A 17,339-nucleotide genomic window follows, 5' to 3' on the forward strand; every position below is an offset into this window, starting at 1 on the left:
TGGTGCGCGGGTCACGCTCAGCCGGGCGGTTCGACGGAGAGGGCGTGCCGGAAGACGTTCTGCGGATCCCAGCGGGCCTTGACCCGCTGCAGCCGGGGGTAGTTGGCCTTGAAGTACAGTCCGTGCCAGGGAACGCCTGAGGCGTTCCACCGCGGGTCGCGCAGATCCGTGTCCGGATAGTTGATGTAGGAGCCGTCGGTCCGGTCTCCCGGGGCGGGGACCCCGCCGGTCCCGGCGAAGAGGTCGCGGTAGAGCCGCCGCAACCGGTCCACGTGTGCCGCGTCCTCCCGCTCGTCGGCCCAGTAGGTGCCCAGATAGCACTTGAGGAGGGAGTCGCGCTGGGCGACGGCCGTCGCCTCGGGGCGCACGGCGTTGACCTCCCTCCCGTAGGAGAACAGCACGACCGTGGTGTGGCCGAGGTAGCCGGGGTCCGCGAGGTAGCGGTGGAGCAGGGCACCCTCGCCCTCGTGGAAGGGCTGCCTGAGGTAGGCGCCCTTGCTCTTGGAGCGGGTCAGCTCCCCGCGGTTCTCGACGTCCCTGGTGGTGGCCTGGAGCCAGGGCAGGCTCCCCCAGGACGTGTGGCGGGGGGCGCGGACGCCCGCGCCCACCGCCTGGACGTAGCTCTCCAGCAGGTGCCTGGCGTCCGGGTGGTCGCCGTCGAGCTGGGCGTTCAGAACCAGTCGCCCGACGGACCGCTGGTTGAGGTAGAGCGCGCTGTAGAGCGACGCGTGACCTGGGTCGCCCGCGTCCTCCTCGGCGTGCCACAGCCCGTGGTTGGCCACCACCCGGAGGAAGTCCCGCTCGTTCAGGTCGTCCCAGTCCCAGGAGGCGGACACGAAGAGCACCGTCGCCGGCGGCCTGGGCAACAGATCCGCCGGCCGGCGGCCCGCCGCGTCGCCCGTGCGGAACCAGAAGCGGGTGACGACGCCGAAGTTGCCACCGCCCGCGCCGGTGTGCGCCCACCACAGGTCGTGGTGGGGGTCGGCGGGATCACGACCGGCGACGACGGTGCGCGCCCCGCCCTCCCCGTCAGGCACCACGACCTCGACGGCCTCCAGGTGATCGACGATCAGGCCGTGCCGGCGGCAGAGGGCGCCGAAGCCGCCCCCCTGCACATAGCCCCCGAGACCGACCGAGGGGCAGGTTCCGGCGGGCAGCGCGACGCCCCACTTCAGGTACAGGTCCCGGTAGACGTTGCCCATCAGGGCCCCGGCGCCGACGGCGAAGGCGTCCCGGCGCGGGTCGTAGCCGACGTCGTCCAGCGCGGAGACGTCGATCACGGTGGCGACGGCCGGATCGTCCACCAGCCCCTCGAGACCGTGGCCGCCGCCGCGGACCGCGAGGCGCTCGCCCCGGCGCACGGCCTGCGCCACGGCCTCGCGTGCGCCTTCCGGGTGCCGGGGCACGAGCACCCGCCCCGGGGTTCCCACGAAGCGCGTGTTGCGCGAGCGCGCGACGAGCGGTCCGTACCGCGGATCGTCCCGGGTTATCTCGGAGAACGCCGTGTCAGGCATCGGTCGCTCGAACCCCCCTGTGAGGTGGTCGTCTTCGGGTGCGCGCGGCGTGGCCGACGACCAGGGCGAACGCGAGCGCGCCGAACGCGCAGCCGAGCAGGGCGGACGCCTGCCACCCCCAGTGCCGCCAGACGGGCCCCATGAGGGCCGAGCCGAGGGCCCCGCCGAGGAAGTAGGACGTCATGTAGGCGGTGGTGACCCGGCTGCGCTCGGCGGGCTCGACCCGCTGGAAGACGGCGGTCTGGTTGGTGATGTGCGCGGCCTGGACGGCGAGGTCGATGAGCACGATGGCCAGACACATCACCAGCAACGCCGACTGCCAGGCGGCGACCATCGCGAAGGACAGCGCCATCAGGGCGAAGGCGGCGGCGCTGACGGCGGTGGAGCGGCCCCGGTCGGCGAAGTGCCCGGCCAGGTTGGCGCCGAGCGCGCCGCCCGCCCCGAGCAGCCCGACGAGGCCGATCGCCGAAGCGCCGAAGTCGTAGGGCGGCTCGGCCAGGCGCAGCGGCACGGCGGTCCACAGCACGGTGAACGCGCCGAAGCCCAGCGCGCCGTAGAGGCAGCGCCTGGCCAGTTCGGCGTCGCCCCGCAGGAGCGTGCCGACGGAGCGGAGCAGCCGCAGGTAGCCGACGACGCCGAGCGGCGACCGTTCCTCGTGGGGTCGGCCTGGCAGCACGTTCCGCAGCAGGAGCAGGACGCCCCACATGGCGGCCGAACCGCACCAGAACACGGCGCGCCAGTCGGCGAGCCCGGCGATCAACCCGGCGAAGGTGCGGCACAGGAGCGCTCCGAGGATGACGCCGGTCATCACGGTGCCCACGATCTGGCCGCGGCGCTCGGCCGGCGCCATGCCGGCGGCCATGGGGACGATGACCATGGCGGCGACGCTGAACAGGCCGAGGAGCAGGAAGAGCACGGCCAGCACGGTGCCCCTGGCCAGCGGGATCGCGAGGAGCACGACGCCGGCGCAGCTGACCAGACCGCTGACCAGCCGCCGCCGGTCGACGATGTCGCCCAGCGGCACCAGGGTCAACAGGCCCAGCGCGTAACCGAGTTGGGTGGCGGAGAGCGCCGGGGTGAGGGACTCCGGGCGGACGTCGAGCGAGTCGGCCAGGTCCGGCAGGATCGGCTGGAGGTAGTAGAGGTTGGCCACGCACAGGCCGCAGGCGACGGCGAGGAGCACGACGGTCAGCCGGCCGGGGCTCGCCGGCCGCGGCGGTGCCCCGGTGGGGGCCCCGCCGCCAGCCGCCTGGGTCACAGGGTGCCGCCCCCGTCCACGTGCACCACGGCGCCGGTGACGAAGGTGTTCTCCATGAGGTGCAGCACACTGACCGCCACGTCGTCGGGCTCGCCGATCCGGCGGACCGGGGAGCTCTGCGCGGTCTGGGCGAAGAGTCCCTCGCGCGCCTCGTCGGGCAGGAACGACCAGAGCGGGGTGTCGATCATGCCGCCGACCACGACGTTGACCCGGATCGGCGCGAGTTCGAGCGCCATCGAGCGGCCCATGCCCGCAATGCCCGCGTTGGCGGCGGCCGTGGCGCTCATGTCGGGGTAGGCCTTGAAGCCCGCGGCCCCGGCGATGAGGGTCACGGAGCCGGTCTCGGAGAGCTTCCTCCCGGCGTGCCTGACGCTCAGCAGTTGGCCGACGATCTTGGTGTCGAGCGCCGCCCTGACGTGGTCGAGGGAGACGTCATAGACCGAGCCGACGGCCATGTCGCCGGGGCAGACCACCAGGTGGTCGAGGCCGTCGGTCCCGGCGAAGAAGGCGCGGAGGCTCTCCTCGTCCCGGACGTCGACGCTGCCGGTGGTGACGCCCTCGATCTCCTTGGCCGCCTGCGCCAGCTTCTCCTCGGAACGGGAGCCGATGCGGACCTGCGCCCCGGCGGCGGCGGCCCGCGCGGCGACCGCCTTCCCGATCCCGGAGGAGCCGCCGATCACGACGACGCGGGCACCGGCGAGGGAAGAGGGGGTGGATGAAGACACACTCGTCTCCAGTTCGTGAGGTGGTGGGGTGAACACCGCTCACGCTGGCAGCCCGCCGTGCCCCGTAAACAGGCTAGGAAACATGCTAGTTGGATCACTACCCGGGACGCTCGGGCCGAGACCGTTCGGACGTGCGTGTCAGGTGGCACGACCACCACCCTCGCCCCTTCGCTCGGCCGCCCGCCTACCCGCAGTATGTGCGGGTGTACAGCCGGCAGATTCCAGCGAGGCGGTGACGACATGACTCCGAAGGACAGCCCGGGGCGGGTGCTCGTCCCGACCGTGCGCGGCCCGATCGACGCCGCGGACCTCGGGGTGACCCTCCCGCACGAGCACCTCTTCGTGCTCAGCGCGGAGTTCCAGAGCAACTTCCCGCACCTGTGGGACCGCGAGGCCGGCGTCCGCGCCGCCGTGGCGCAGCTGGCGGCGGCGCACGCCGCCGGCGTCCGCACCCTGGTCGACATGACGGTCATCGGCCAGGGGCGGGACATCGAACTGGTCCGCGCCGTCGCGGCCCGCACCCCGGTCAACATCGTGGTCGCCACCGGGATCTACAGCGTCGACGGCGTTCCGCTCTTCGCGCGCTTCCGCGGCCCGGGCTGCGCCGTCGAGGCCGAGGAACCGCTGATCGACCTGCTGACCCGGGACATCACCACGGGCGGCTCTCGATGATGTGGAGTGTCATGCGGTCGTCGAGTGCCCACAGGAAGCGACCGCCGCCGCGCACCGCGTCCGCGAACTCCGGGGTGCCCGCGGTGATGCGGCTCAGTCCCGAGAAGTCCGCCTCCATGAGTTCGACGGCCAGCTCGCCGGGTCGGTTGTTGGCCACCGTGTAGGGCGCCAGACCGAGTGGATCCGCCCAGCGCCAGGGGTTCGGCACGTAGGCCAGGGGGTTGGGCGAGGGCCAGAGACCGAGGGGGTCCAGCGAGAGGTAGCGGGCCGTCGCCGGGTTGTAGTACCGGTGGCAGTTGTAGTGCAGCCCGGTCTCCGGGTCGTGGTACTGGCCGGGAAAGCGCAGCGGGGTGTGCGCGGTGCTGTCGTTCGCCCAGGCGGTCAGCCCCCACAGCGTGCGGCGGGCCCGCCACACGACGTCGCCTTCCTCGTCCACGAGCAGGTCCGGCGCCCCGGCGGCGTCGGTGACGACCGACAGGAAGCGCGAGTCCAGCTCCTCGTCGGTCGCCGGGTCGAGGAGGCGTTCGGTCTGGGTGATCGGGAGCAGTCCTTCGTAGTCCCAGGTGGTCACCACCTGATGGCTCGACTCGGGCCCGGTCGTGGTCTGTTCGACGAGCAGCGGGCCGTCCCAGGTGAAGCGGGTCTCCGCCTCGACGGTCGTGCCGTCGGCGCCGAGCCGCTGTTTCGCCGTCCGCCGGCCCAGCGGGTCGTAGCGGTAGCGCCACACCGTCCCGTCCGGGCCGGTGACGCAGGTGAGCCGGTCCTCGGCGTCCCAGCCGTAGCGCCAGACCTCCGGCCTGCGGGAGAGCCGCTTCCGGCTCCGCAGCACCACGCGGCCGGCGGCGTCGTGCTCGTACCGGAACGCGCCGGCACCCACCAGCCGGGTGCCGGCGTAGGCGCGCTCGCCCTGGTTCTCCTCGACGCCCCCGGAACTCGACCACCTGGCCGGCCAGGACGCCGTGGTCTGGTTGCCAGACGGGTCGTAGGAGTAGCTCTCGCGCCAGGCGGGCGCGTCGACCTCCGTCACCCGGCCGACGGCGTCGAGCCCGAACCGCGTGCCGCCCACGGTGTCGTCACGGACACCGAGCAGGTGGCCGTCATCCCGGTACGCGTAGCGGTGGCGCCTGACCGGTCCCGCCGTGGTGTGCACCGTCTGTTCGGCGAGCCGGCCCGCGGCGTCCCAGGACTGCGTGACGGCCAGGGCGTCGCCCGTCACCCGCTCGACCTCGTGGCCCGACCGGTCGTGGCCGAACGCGACGACCCGGTCCGAGGCGCGAACCTCCGTGCGCCGGCCGGCCGCGTCGTACCCGTAGGCGCTCGTGACGCCCGAGGGGGTGACCCGCGCGGTGCGGCGTCCCGCGGCGTCGTGCGTCAGCGAGAGCGCGCGCTCGTCCACGGACTCGCCGGCCAACCGCCCGGCGGAGTCCCAGGCGAAGACCAGCAGGCAGTCGTCGCGTTCCGCGCTCAGCACCCGGCCGCCGGGGTCGCGGGTGTAGCGGGTGGTGACGCCGTCGGCGTGCCGCGCCGCCACGCGTCCCAGGGCGTCGTACTCGTAGGCGACCCGCTGCTCCAGCGGGTTGGCGCGCGAGGCGACCCGCCCCAGGGCGTCGCGCTCGTAGCGGATGCGGCGGCCGTCGAAGTCCGTCTCGGCGGTCAGCCGGCCGGCCGCGTCGTACTCGTAGGCCCAGGTGAGCCGATGCGGACCGGTCACCGAGGTCAGCCGCAGCGAGGCGTCGTGGGTGAACTCGTGGCGCGCGCCGTCCGGATCGGTACGGGCGGTCAGCAGGTCGAAGGGTCCGTACTCGTACGTCGTAGCGCCGCCGTTGGCGTCGGTGTACCGGATCCGGTTGCCCTCGCCGTCGTATGCCCACCGCTCCTCGGCGCCGTCGGGGCCGACCCGGCGGACGAGGTGCCCTTCGGTACTCCAGGACAGCGAGGTCTCGGCACCCGAGGGGTCGGTGGTGTGCGCGAGGCGGCCGAACGCGTCGTACCGCCGGTGCTCCCGGTGTCCCAGCGGGTTGGTGATCTCGGCGGGAAGGCCGTCCTCGTCGTAGGTGATGTGGGTGCTGTCCCCGAGCGCGTCCGTGCGGCGCGTGATCCGGTGGTGCGCGTCGTGTTCCGTGCGGGTGACGTTGCCGAGCGGGTCGATCTCGGCGACGACCTGGTGCGCGTCGTCGACGACGTAGCGGCTGACCGCGCCCTGGGCGGTGGTGAGGGTGGTGACCCGGGCTCCTGGCCAGTCGGCGTGGGTGCCGTCGTAGTCGAGTGTGAGGGCGACGTGCCCGGCCTCGCCGCCTTCGGCGACGCAGCGGTCCCGGTCGTCGTAGGCGTAGGCGTAGCGGTGGTCGTTCCGGTCGGTCCAGGAGGTGACGCGCAGGCGGTGGTCGTAGGTGAAGCGGAGGGCGAGTCCCGAGGAGTTGATCTCCTCGGTGAGGTTGCCGTCGGTGTAGCCGTAGCGGCGGACGACGGTTTCGCCCAGTGCCAGGGCGGTGACCCGGTCGTGTTCCGTGGTGAGGGTGAGGTGGTAGCCGCCGGAGTGGCGGATGGCAGTGGGGGCGCCCTCGGCGTCGTAGTCGATGTCGACGCGGTTGTCGTTGCGGTCGGAGATGCCGAGGACGCGGCACTCGCCGCGTCGGTCCGGGCGGCGGAAGTGGCGGGTGTGGCCGGCGATCGGGTCGGTGAGGGTGTAGCCGCCGTCGGCCTGGCGGGTGAGGGGCCAGCGGGGGCCGGTCTCGGGGAAGGCGGCCGTGCCGGGGGTCCCGGGGTGGGGGTAGGCGAGGATCATGCCGTCCTCGGCGAGGAAGACGACGCCCTGGTCGTCGACCTGGAGGTGCTGGTCGAGGGTGGAGGACCAGGAGGGGCCGAACCAGCGGCCGGCGGTGTAGCCGGACTGGACGCGGCGGGTGAGGGTGAACGGCAGGGTGCCGGGCAGGGTGACGTCGCTCCGGGGGAGGAACATGTGGCCGGTCGCCATGTCGACCGGGTCGGTGCCGCCGCTGTGGATGGCGGTGCGGACGCGGGCGTAGGCCGACCGCATGCCGTCCGCGAGCAGTGTCCGGCCGCGCGTCGCCAGGCCGCGCACTCCGTTGGCCATGCCACGCAGTCCCATGCCTGCCAGGGAGCGCATCCCCCGGGTCAGGCCGGCGAACGTGGTGAGGCCACGCATGCCGGGGACGCAGTCGAGGGCGGCGAACGCCACGTCCCACAGGGACGCTCGCCCGTTGGCGTAGTCGTAGAGGGTGTCGGCGAGGACGACCAGCGCGGCGGCCAGCACCACCCAGGCGAGCGGACCGCCGATGATCATCACCACGATGCCGAGCACCGCGACGACGACCTTGCAGACCTCGACGATGGTGTCCCAGTTCTCGGACACCCAGTGGACCGCGTCCTCCCACCACCGCCGGTTCTGGATACCCGCGTCCGACGCCTCGTCGATCCCGTCGGCACAGGTGCCGGCCGCGTCCTCGCGTAACTCCTTGGCCTGCCGGGCGAGCGCGCGCGCCGCCGACAGCGCCTCCTCGGCGTCGTCCACCCGACCCTGGGCGTCCGACCGCGCCTGGCCAGCCGCGGTCGCGTCCCGCGTGGCGGCCCGGACCTCCGCCTCGGAGGGCGGTTCCACGTTCTCCCGCTCGCCCTCGCGCTCCAGCCGGTCGGCCTCGTCGCCCGCCCGCGACACCCAGTCCTGCGCATCGGACAAGGCGGCCTGCGCCGAGGAGAGGTCGGCCCGGGCGGCGATCGCCCGGTCCAACGCGCGGTCGGCCATGCCCTGCGCGGTCTCCAGCGTCGGCCAGTACGCCCGCAACGCCCGCGCCGCCAGGTCGTACGAGGTCCGCAGCTTCTCCAGGTTGCCCGGCACCCCGTCGAACTCCGACCGGAACGCCTCGGCCGAAAGACCCGCCCAGTCGTGTACGGCCCGGTCCCCGGCCATCCCCCGCACCCGGCCCAGCGCCTCGCCGACGTCGTCCGCGAACGTCTCTAACTCCTCGGCGAGTTGCCGGACCTCCAGCGGGTCGCCTGGTGTCGGGTCGGAGTCCATGTCGACGGGACTCCAGTCGGAAGGTCGCGCCATGATCCGCCCCCCCGGGCTCACCTGATGATCATGTACCTGACGTTCTGTTGGACGAGGTTATGAGCCGCCGTTGCCCCGCGCAATGGCGCGGGGGCCCGTGGTGGGGGAACACGAAGGACCGGCCGCCACTCCCCTCGTGTGGCGGGCCGGTCCTGTGGTGCGGTGGTGCGTGGAGTAGCGGGGTCAGCCTCGGGACTTGACGCCGACGAAGGCGGCCGAGCCCAGGGCGACCAGGCCGCCCAGCAGGACCAGCCAGATGCCGATCCCGACCGAGACGTCGACGAAGGCGAGCACCTCGTCGATGTCCGCCGCCGACGCCCCTTCGCTCTCGGCCTCCCCGCGCAGCGCGCGGTCCGGGCTGATCACGTTGAGCACCCCGAAGATCGCGACGACCAGCGCCGGAACGGCGGCCGCCATGGCGATCTTGGCGTTCTTGGTGACCAGTCCGCCGACCGCGAGGCCGAGCGTCACCAGGGCGGCGAGCAGGATGAAGAGGCCGTCGCCCTCCATGCCACCGCTGTTGCCGCCCTCCAGAGCGGAGAAGGGGAGGAACGAGCCGAGCGCGGCGAGCGCCGAGCCGACGATGGTGGCGGCGAGCACTCCGTTCGGGACGGCGCCCCCCGCGGGCGCCGCGCCCGCCGGCGCCGGCTGGGTTGGGTAGTTCTGTCCATGACTCATGGGGCGGGACCCTAGGAAGCCGTGTCATGGCCTCGCAACGCGACTGTCCACATTGTCGCCGATGCCGGAAGTTCGTTCGCCGGACGTTCGCGCCGCCCACGCAATCACCCGGAACGGAGCCTTTCGCTCCTTACCTTCCGATCACCTTCCGACAGACTCGAACGGCGATCTACGACGGCACCGGCAACACTTCCACGACCATCGAAGGGTGCCCGGTGATCCGCGACATCGGTCGCGGCCTCGTGGCCTCCGCCGAGCGGGCCGCCGTGCGGGCCCGCCGAAGGATTCGCCGTTCTCCCCACCACGGATCGAGAGGTCGGTCGCGGAGTCGCTCGCCCCGGCCTGGAGACATCCGGGTTCCATCCGTTCGCCATCCGACGTCTCCCGGCCGGAGACCCGCATCCGTCCGGTGACAGCTCAGGTTGCGGCGTCCTCCCTCGTCGTCCGCGTGACGCGGCCGTACCCGGCCCGGGGCGCCGGACCGATGACCTTCGGATGGCACACGGATGCGGCCGTCGCCCAGCATGAGATCCGTCCCCGATTCCCTGCCCGTCAGGGAATCGGAAGACGATCGACAAGGGCTTCGGAGCTTCCGAGGCGACGAGTGAAGGAGAATCCATGGAAACGTCTCCCTTCGAGGAATCGGAAACGGAGATCCTCTTCGAAGAGGTCGACCTGTTCGCGACCGCCCTGATCCAGGGAAACTGCACCAACTACGATTTCCTGCCGGAGGATCTGCCGGCGCCGGAATCCGCGGAGGAGCTGTCCGCCGCGGAGTGAGCTCCCTTTCTCTCGGTGCGACCGGAGGCTGTCCGGTGAATATGCCGGAAGGCCCACCTGACAGTGGTTCAGGGGCTGCCGGCTGCCGGTAGCGGGGGAATTGGCGCGTTGCCGAGCCTCCGGCGGCCGGCGCGATGGTAGGCGCCGACCGTCGGAGGCGTTCCGCGAATCCGGCTCGGTCATCCAGTGAGTGGCGGTTGGCGATCAGGTGGGCGACCCGCACGGCCAGGGTGGTCTTGCCGACGCCGGCCATGCCGTCCAGCGCGATGACGGCCACCGAGGTACCGGGCACGGAGTCGACCATCGCCAACACCTGGCTGATCTCGGTGATCCGCCCGGTGAAGTCGGTCAGGTCGCGCGGCAGGACTCGCGGTGGCACGGCGGCCATCGCCACGTCGGCCGACGTCGGACGGTGCTCCGCGCCCCCGGCCCTGGGAGCCGCCGTCACGCCCCGGGTCGGCGGGTCGGCGGGCGGGGCGAGCTCCGGAGCGCTCAGCAGCACGCGCTGATGCGTCTCGCGCAGGGCCGGCCCGGGATCGATGCCCAGTTCATCGGCCAACTCCCGGCGGATGCGGTCATAGGTTTCCAGGGCGTCCTGCTGCCGCTCGGCCCGGTGCAGGGCGATCATCAACTGCCGGGCGAAGCTCTCCCGCAGCCGGTGTTCGGTGCACAGCTTCCTCAACTCGGGGACCAGCGTGGCCCCCTCGCCCTCAGCCAGCCGCAGGTCCATGAGCTCTTCGAGCGCGGTCATCCGCTCCTCGTCGAGTCGGGCCGCCGCCGCCTCGATGACATGGCCGGTCAGGCCGGCGAACGCCGGTCCGCGCCACAACTCCAGAGCCGTGGTCATCGTCTCGATGGCGTCCTGACCCAGACCTCGCGCTCGCTGCCGCTTGGCGAACGCGACGGTCCGGGTGAACCGTTGGCCGTCGATCTGCTCCTCGGCGAGATCGGCCCGGTACCCCGGCCCCTCCCGGACCACCAGATCGCGGATCGGCGCCACCGAACGCCGCAGTCTGGCAACGGCGTTGTGGACCTGGCGACGCCCCGTGGGCGGTGGAGTGCCGTCCCACAGGACGTCGACCAAGGCGTCCATGGTCAGCACGCGACCGGCGTGCAGCAGCAGGACGGCCAACAGCCGCTGCTGCCTCGGGCCGGGCACGGCCACCCGCCGACCGCCGGTCCACACCTCCAGTGGCCCAAGGAACCTGACTTCCAGTCGGCTTGGGCCTACCTGAGTGCTACCGCGCATTTCAGCAGTATCCACGAGCGACGTGGATAAGCGATCCCCCGAAGGGCCCCGCCCCTGCCGCACCCGGCGATCGCGACTGCCCTCACGAGTCAGTCGTAGCAGAAGCCGCCGCCCAGCGGGCCGCAACCGCTGACCACGTGCCGCTCCGACTCGTCAGCCCCGACGCTCGGTGCCACAACAGCCACCAAAGCCCCCACCGCACACCACGCGCAAGTGATCGCGCCGGTCAGGCCGACGGGCCGGTGCGGTGCACCGGCCCGTCGGGTGTTTCCTGGTGTTTCCGGTGTCAGTGGCGCCGTACGCGCCGCTGACGGGTGATGAGGACCGCCGTCATGCCCGCGCCGAGCAGCAGGGCGGTGAGGGCGATGATGCTTCCCAGGCCGGACGTACCGGTTTCGGCCAGGCCGCCGCCCGGTTTCCGTCCGTCCGGTGCCGGGTCGTTGGGCCCCGGGTCCGTCGGCTCCGCCGGTGGCGGGGACGTGGGCGGTGTCGGGGACGGGGGGTCGGTCGGCGGCGGTGTCGGGGTTTCCGGCTCCGGGATGTGGACGCCGGCGTCGATCGTGTGGTCGACCCCGCCCGGGGTGTCCGGCGCGGTGACCGGGGCGTAGCCGTTGCAGAGCCGGTCGGAGGTCGGCGGGGTCACGTTGGAGTCATGGACCGGGTCGTCACCGGCGCGCGGCAGTGTGAACCGCAGGTCGGTGGCGGCCGGCTGGCCCGGTACCCCGCTGGTGTCCGCCGTGCAGACATCGAACTGCACGGTGTACTCGGCGCCAGGTGTCAGCTGGTACTCCGCGCCGACCCCGCCGAAGTAGTACTCGCCGGCGGCATCGGTGGTGGTCGTGGCGACCTGTTCGCCGTCGGCGTCCAGGAGGTTGATCGTCGCGTCCGGCAGCAGTACGTGCCCCGGGTCCTGGAGGCCGTTGATGTCGCCGTCGTACCAGACCACGTTGCCGATCTGGATCGGTGCGTTCGCCGCGGCGTACGCGATGTCGCCGAGGCCGCCGGCCTTGCCGAACCCGTTCTGGTTCGGGCCGACGAACTCGTACGCGTTGTTGGCCGGGTCGTTGCCGGGGCCGAGGCCGGTGGCGACGTCGTAGTAGCCGGTTCCGCTGGTGACGACCCGGCCGCTCGGGTCCATCTGGGTGCTGACGACCCACTGCTGCTGCGGGATGTAGGCGACAGAGCCCAGGGCGGACTCCTGGTGCGGCCCTGGCTGGGTCGCGGAGCCGCCGTTCGGGAAGAAGTCACCCGGGAAGTACTCGACGACGCTGCCGGGCTGGACCCCGCTGAGGGTCGGGTCCGTCGCGTGGTTGGGGCAGCTTCCGGTGCCTTCCCAGTCGTACCCGCCGTCGGGCCGGGCGCAGGCCATGTTGATGTCGCCGCCGGACATCCCGTTCTGCGGTGTGTCGATGCCCGGCCTCGGGTCGAGACCGCCCCAGCTCACGACGTCCATGAACCGGTCACGGAAGCCGAGGATCAGCGAGCCGTCGCGGGTGAAGGCCATGCTGGCCAGCGAGGGCTGCGGATTGATCATCGCGCCGCCCAGCTGGAAGGAGTCCCAGTCCGCCAGGCCGGTGTGCCACGGGTTCCAGTGGTTGCCCTGGCCGTTGCCAGAGTTGCCGACGTGCACCTGGCCGCGCTCGAAGTCCAGCGGCTGGGACAGCACGGTGGTGAACTCGTCGCCGTCATAGGTGGCGACGACGGCCCTCAGGTCCGCGCGGTCCTGGGTGCTCTCGGCGCTGCACACGCCCCCGACATACAGCTTGCCGTCGTGGGCGGCCACGCTGAACGGACGCCAGTCCCCGTCCGTCGCGCAGCCCGGGTCGGGGATCGGCACGGTCTCCTCGGGCGCCGAGGCCGTCGGCCCGGTCGCGTCGAAGCTGACCAGGCTTCGGGTGAGCAGGTTCACCGCGTACAGGGTCGAGCCGTCCTCCGACAGGGCCAGGCCGCCGATGCTCTCCGTGCCCGGCGCGTCGGTGAACCCGGCGTCCTTGATCAGGTTGTCGGTGTCGTGCGGTGTCTCCGTGGCGCCCGGCACCGTCGCGAACAGCGTCGGGGCACCGCCGTCGACCGGCTGGGCGTAGATCGCGTCGCCGCCCTCCGGCCCGTACTCGGTGTACCGCCGGGCGAACGCCGCCTGGAACAGCTGGTCGCGGTACCGGTCGTAGGCCAGCCCGTAGGTCGTGCCCACCTGGTCCTGGGTGTTGAGGACCTCCGGGCACCCCGCCTGGTCGGGACAGACGCCCCGGGTGTCCGTCCCGAACGCCACCAGCGCCCGGGTGTCCGTCCCGCCCGCGCCGCTCTGGATCGGCACGAAGTAACGGGAGTCGGGCAGTGTGTGGTCCGCCGGGTTCCAGACCCCGGTGGTCACCGAGTCGTCCTGGCCGTCCGAGACGTCCACGAACGAGGTGAAGCTGTCGAAGTGGTTCTCCGCGGTCGAGGCGGGCGCCGCCCGCAGATAGCTGTCGTAGGGTTCCGGGACGGTGACGTCGACCCGGTACCGGCCGCCGGTCAGTTCGCTCGACGGCGGTACGACGACCCTTCCCGTGACATCCGTGACCCCGGTGACCCGGTTGCCCGCGGGGTCGGTGACATCGACCTGGATTCCCCGCTGGGGCACATCCATGGTCGCGTTGATCACGCCGGTGCCGAAGAAGTCCCGCAGTACCTCGACGGTCAGGGTACCGTCGGAGGTCGCGGCCCCGGCCTGCCCGGCGCCGGCCAGGACCGTGCCGACGCCGCCCCCTACCAGGAGCACGCCGGACAACCCCATCCGCAGCAGTGCACCTAAACGCATAGCGCTCCCTTCGTCCTGGGCTGACACAAACCCAGCGACTTCCGCGCAGAGACTACAGTTGACGACCCGTAGTGTTTGGGCAATCACGGAGTTCGAGGGTGCCTCGGTGAGAACTGTTATCTCGCGCCGCGTGGGGAGCACCGACGTCAGGCAGCGCCGCCGGTGGCCACGGTTACGTTGGGTAGCGGCAGCCGTCGTCTGCGTCTCGGCCGCGGCGACCGGCGCGGTCGTCCTCCTCGGCGGCGACGAAGGACCCGCCGCCCCGCGGGCGTTGACCTCGGACGAGGTGAACCGGCTGGCGGTCACGCGATTCCTCAACTACCAGGCCGAAGGCCGGGCGGTGACGATCGACGTGCCGAACGTCGCCGGGGGGCTGGTCATCACCGCATCGGTCGACTACCGCACCCACACCGGTTACGGGGTGGTGCGAGGGACCGGGCGCGACACGTCGAGCGACGGGCTGATCCGGTGGACGGCCACCACCGTCCTCGTCCACCCCATGGCGGACCCTCCGGCGGCCGTCCCGGCGTCGCCGCCCGAGTCCGGTTGGTACAGCCGTCCGTTGCAGACATCCGGCATGACCCTGGACAGTGCGCTGGCCATCGTGCTCGACCTCGGCAGCGACCGGCCGGACAACGCCGCGCTGCTGGCGCAGAACGGCGCCACCTGGCTCGGGCAGGAGCAGGTACGCGGCCAGCGGACGGACATCATGAACGGGCCGCGCGCCGAGGCCGACTCAGGGGCCGAAGCCGACGCCGAAGACGGCGGCGAGTCCGGTGCCGAGGCCCCTGGCGGCGCCACCGGCACCGATACGTCGGGGACCGTGCGTTACTGGATCGGCTCGGACGGCACCATGCACCGGGTCGAGGTCGGTATCGCCTCCGCGCCCGAGCCGGTGGTCCTCGACTTCGACACCCAGACGTATGTCCCCGTCCCGCCGCCGCCGGAAGCCACCCCGACGCCGTAGCCGCGGCTCACGAGGTCCGTACCCGCGCGCCGTCGGCGAGCAGTGCGGGCGACGGCAGCACGATGTCCGCGATGACCGGCAGCGCCGGAACGTCCGGCACTACGGTGGCGCCGGCCGTGTCGGCCCCCGGGAACTCCGGCTGCGGTCCTGGCGCGGCCACCTCGGTGAAGGGAATGCCCGCGGGCGCCGCCGGGCCGCGCCAACTGCCGTAGGGCGTGGGGGATGTGGCGGGGATGGAGCAGGACGCGGTGTCCGCGAGCCCCTCGGGCACGGTCGTCCGAAGCTCGTTCCCCTCCAGGCAGTTGCCCTCTCCCCGGGTGGCGGTGGGGAACGTCCAGCCGATGTCGACGCCGTTGGCGGTGAAGGTGTTGTCCGTGATCCGGTTGCGGTCCGCCGTCAGGTCGGCGGTCGCGGTGATCACGAGCCCGGCGTTGGGGTTGCCGCTGACCAGGTTGCGGATGAACTGGTTGTCGCTGCCGCCGTCGACGCCGATGCCGATGCCCCAGCCGCCGTCGGCCTGTTCCGGGGTCTCCGGCTGCTGGTTGTCGGCGATCAGGTTGCCCGCGATGACGGCGTCGCGCTGCGGGAGCAGTTTCTCCTGGTGGTCGGAGTTGGTGGTCAGCCCGACCCGGTTGCCGACCAGCCGGTTGCCGACCACATACATGTCACCGCTGGCGTTGGTGCCCTCGTAACCGACCGCGTTGAGTTCGGAGATGTTGTCCCGCACCACGATCCCGCACGGCCTGCACTGGCCGACGTAGATCCCCGAGTCCGCCCCGCCCGAGGTGTAGGAGTGCTCGATGACGCCGTTCTGCGCGGAGAACGCGTAGATGCCATAGAGGCCGTTACGGGTCGCGGTCACGTGCGACACCAGGAACGAGTCCAGGAGGGTGACGGGTTCGTCGCCGGTGTCGTAGCCACCGCTCCCCGGCAGCGCGTCGACCGCCGCCGCCGAGCCGGTGACCAGCACCCCGTTGTGCGTGTTGTTCCGCACGGTCAGGTTCTCCACGGCCACCCCGGGCGCCGTGACGACCACACCGGTCGGCTGCCGCACCTGCCCGTCGATGACCACCTCCGCTCGGGACTCGCCCCGCAACGTGACGCGCTCCGTGTCGATCAGCACCGACTCGTGGTACACGCCAGGCGCCACCAGCACCAGGTCACCTGGCCGGGCCAGGGACACCGCGTCCGAGATCGTCGGAGCGTCGGCAGGCACCCGGATCGTCACCTCCGCGCCGTCCGGCCGCCGCCCCTCGCCCGATCCGTCGTCGCCACCGCCGCCACCGCCGCTACAGCCGGTCACCAGCGTCAGTGCGCCCAGGGCAGCTGTCATGACGCGAAGAGCCAATCGAGACATGATCCCAGTCTGACACGGCGTCACCCCGTCGGAACGTCGAACTCCCGCACGCAGTGCGATGGTTGGGCGGCAGCCTCCGGCCGGGTGTGGCATTGTACGCATCATGTCCCGCGCCGACCGTCCCCCGTCACGCCGCGCGTTCCTCGATGTCACCGGTGTCACGGTGGCCGCCGGTCTGCTCGCCGGGTGCTCAGGGGACTCCGCCCGGTCCGACCGGCCAGGCGATCCCGCCCCCTCCGCGGCGGCCACGCCCACGCCGGTCGCGGTGACGGGCCGGTATCAGGCGGGCGTGACGCTTCCCCGGTCGGCCCAGCCCCACCTGCTTGCCCTGGTGGCCGACCTCGGCGACGCGGTGACGCCAGGACCGCTGCTGGCCGAACTCGGCGACACCATCCAGACCCTCACCGCCGGGTCCGACCCACGGCTGCTCGGCCTGTCCCCTGGCGATGTGACCGTGACCGTCGGCGTGGGCCCACGGCTGGTGCGGACGGCCGGCGCCACCCTGCCCGGCGCGGACGACCTCCCGCCGTTCTCCCGCGAACGGGTCGGCTCGCGGGAACGCGGCGGCGACCTGCTGATCCAGATCTGCGCCGGCGACCCCCTGCTCCTGCCGGTCGCCGCCGCCGCGCTCCTGGACCAGGCCGGCGACCGCGTCCAGGAGCGCTGGCGGCAGTTCGGACGCCGCGGTACGGAGGTGCCGGTGGCCGAGGACCGCACCGCACCGCGCAACCTGCTCGGTTTCATCGACGGCATCGTGGGCCCGCACACCACCGCCGAACAGGAACGTGACCTGTGGCTGGCCGGCCCCCCCGCGGTCGCCAGCGGCACCCTGGCCGTACTGCGGCGGATGGAAATCGACCTGACACGGTTCGCCGCCCTGTCCGTCGCCGAGCAGGAGGCGGTCTTCGGGCGGCGCCGGGCCAACGGCGTACCCCTCTCCGGCGGCAGCGTCGACTCGGCCCCAGGACTCAACGCCAAGACACCCGACGGGCGCTATCTCGTCCCCGCGGACGCCCACGTACGCAGGGCGAACCCCACCGTGGTCGGCGTCGGCCACATGCTCCGCCGCTCCTACAGCATCGACGGCCCCGCCCCCGGGCTGCTCTTCATCAGCTTCCAGAACGACCTGCGGACCTTCACGGCCACGCTCACCCGCATGGACACCTCCGACGCGCTGCTGCCCTTCACCACCACGACCGCAAGCGCGACCTTCCTGATCCTCCCCGGCTACGACGCGCGACGCCCGCTCGGTTCCACCCTGTTCGGCTGATCC

At 72.3% G+C, this 17,339-nt stretch carries 12 protein-coding genes and 1 pseudogene; 5 read left to right on the top strand and 8 right to left on the bottom strand.

From position 1 onward, the window contains the following. Nucleotides 1–17: 17 nt before the first annotated feature. Genes ACYVPE_RS00250 through ACYVPE_RS00260 form a run of 3 tightly spaced genes read right to left on the bottom strand, consistent with a single transcriptional unit; the run spans nucleotide 18 to nucleotide 3,497 of the window. The gene (locus ACYVPE_RS00250; protein WP_461031251.1) at nucleotides 18–1,514 is read right to left on the bottom strand and encodes an FAD-binding oxidoreductase; all 1,497 of its coding nucleotides are present in this window, start codon (nucleotides 1,512–1,514) and stop codon (nucleotides 18–20) included. Continuing rightward, on the bottom strand, nucleotides 1,507–2,772 hold the full coding sequence (locus ACYVPE_RS00255) for an MFS transporter (protein WP_461031252.1): 1,266 nt from the start codon (nucleotides 2,770–2,772) through the stop codon (nucleotides 1,507–1,509). Before ACYVPE_RS00255 ends, ACYVPE_RS00250 begins: the two co-directional genes overlap by 8 nt. Continuing rightward, on the bottom strand, nucleotides 2,769–3,497 hold the full coding sequence (locus ACYVPE_RS00260) for an SDR family oxidoreductase (RefSeq protein ID WP_461031253.1): 729 nt from the start codon (nucleotides 3,495–3,497) through the stop codon (nucleotides 2,769–2,771). The genes ACYVPE_RS00255 and ACYVPE_RS00260 overlap by 4 nt, the downstream gene beginning before the upstream one ends. A gap of 240 nt (nucleotides 3,498–3,737) precedes the next feature. On the opposite strand from ACYVPE_RS00260, the gene ACYVPE_RS00265 reads away from it, so the two are divergent. Continuing rightward, the gene (locus ACYVPE_RS00265) at nucleotides 3,738–4,169 is read left to right on the top strand and encodes a phosphotriesterase family protein (RefSeq protein WP_461031254.1); all 432 of its coding nucleotides are present in this window, start codon (nucleotides 3,738–3,740) and stop codon (nucleotides 4,167–4,169) included. On the opposite strand, the gene ACYVPE_RS00270 is transcribed toward ACYVPE_RS00265, so the two are convergent. After that, nucleotides 4,147–8,238, bottom strand: a complete 4,092-nt coding sequence (locus ACYVPE_RS00270; RefSeq protein WP_461031255.1) for a DUF6531 domain-containing protein — start codon at nucleotides 8,236–8,238, stop codon at nucleotides 4,147–4,149. The two genes, ACYVPE_RS00265 and ACYVPE_RS00270, sit on opposite strands and share 23 nt — an antisense overlap. 183 nt (nucleotides 8,239–8,421) lie before the next feature. After that, nucleotides 8,422–8,916, bottom strand: coding sequence for a hypothetical protein (locus ACYVPE_RS00275; RefSeq protein ID WP_461031256.1), 495 nt, complete (start codon nucleotides 8,914–8,916; stop codon nucleotides 8,422–8,424). 618 nt (nucleotides 8,917–9,534) lie between these two features. Here ACYVPE_RS00275 and ACYVPE_RS00280 point away from each other — a divergent pair. Both ACYVPE_RS00280 and ACYVPE_RS00285 read left to right on the top strand, forming a co-directional pair. Continuing rightward, complete coding sequence (locus tag ACYVPE_RS00280) at nucleotides 9,535–9,696, top strand: hypothetical protein (RefSeq protein ID WP_461031398.1); 162 nt, start codon at nucleotides 9,535–9,537, stop codon at nucleotides 9,694–9,696. 266 nt (nucleotides 9,697–9,962) lie between these two features. After that, nucleotides 9,963–10,205 carry a hypothetical protein gene (locus ACYVPE_RS00285; RefSeq protein ID WP_461031399.1) on the top strand — a complete coding sequence of 81 codons (243 nt, stop codon included), beginning with the start codon at nucleotides 9,963–9,965 and terminating at the stop codon, nucleotides 10,203–10,205. Nucleotides 10,206–10,252: 47 nt separating this feature from the next. On the opposite strand, the pseudogene ACYVPE_RS00290 reads toward ACYVPE_RS00285, so the two are convergent. Continuing rightward, nucleotides 10,253–10,945, bottom strand: a pseudogene (locus ACYVPE_RS00290) (AfsR/SARP family transcriptional regulator); the annotation flags it as partial. A 286-nt stretch (nucleotides 10,946–11,231) separates the two neighbouring features. Next, entirely contained in the window at nucleotides 11,232–13,742 is a 2,511-nt protein-coding gene (locus ACYVPE_RS00295) for an SdrD B-like domain-containing protein (protein WP_461031257.1), read from the bottom strand. A 130-nt stretch (nucleotides 13,743–13,872) separates the two neighbouring features. Here ACYVPE_RS00295 and ACYVPE_RS00300 point away from each other — a divergent pair, with 130 nt between their 5' ends. Beyond that, nucleotides 13,873–14,709, top strand: a complete 837-nt coding sequence (locus ACYVPE_RS00300) for a hypothetical protein (protein WP_461031258.1) — start codon at nucleotides 13,873–13,875, stop codon at nucleotides 14,707–14,709. Between the two features lie 7 nt (nucleotides 14,710–14,716). On the opposite strand, the gene ACYVPE_RS00305 is transcribed toward ACYVPE_RS00300, so the two are convergent. Then, a complete protein-coding gene (locus ACYVPE_RS00305; RefSeq protein WP_461031259.1) occupies nucleotides 14,717–16,066 on the bottom strand; it encodes a right-handed parallel beta-helix repeat-containing protein in 1,350 nt (449 codons plus the stop codon). A 103-nt stretch (nucleotides 16,067–16,169) separates the two neighbouring features. Between ACYVPE_RS00305 and ACYVPE_RS00310 the strand changes: the two genes are divergently transcribed. Continuing rightward, nucleotides 16,170–17,336 (top strand): Dyp-type peroxidase, encoded by a 1,167-nt coding sequence (locus ACYVPE_RS00310; protein WP_461031260.1) that lies wholly within the window; start codon nucleotides 16,170–16,172, stop codon nucleotides 17,334–17,336. Nucleotides 17,337–17,339 lie beyond the last annotated feature (3 nt).

The organism is Streptomyces mayteni (assembly GCF_054783955.1).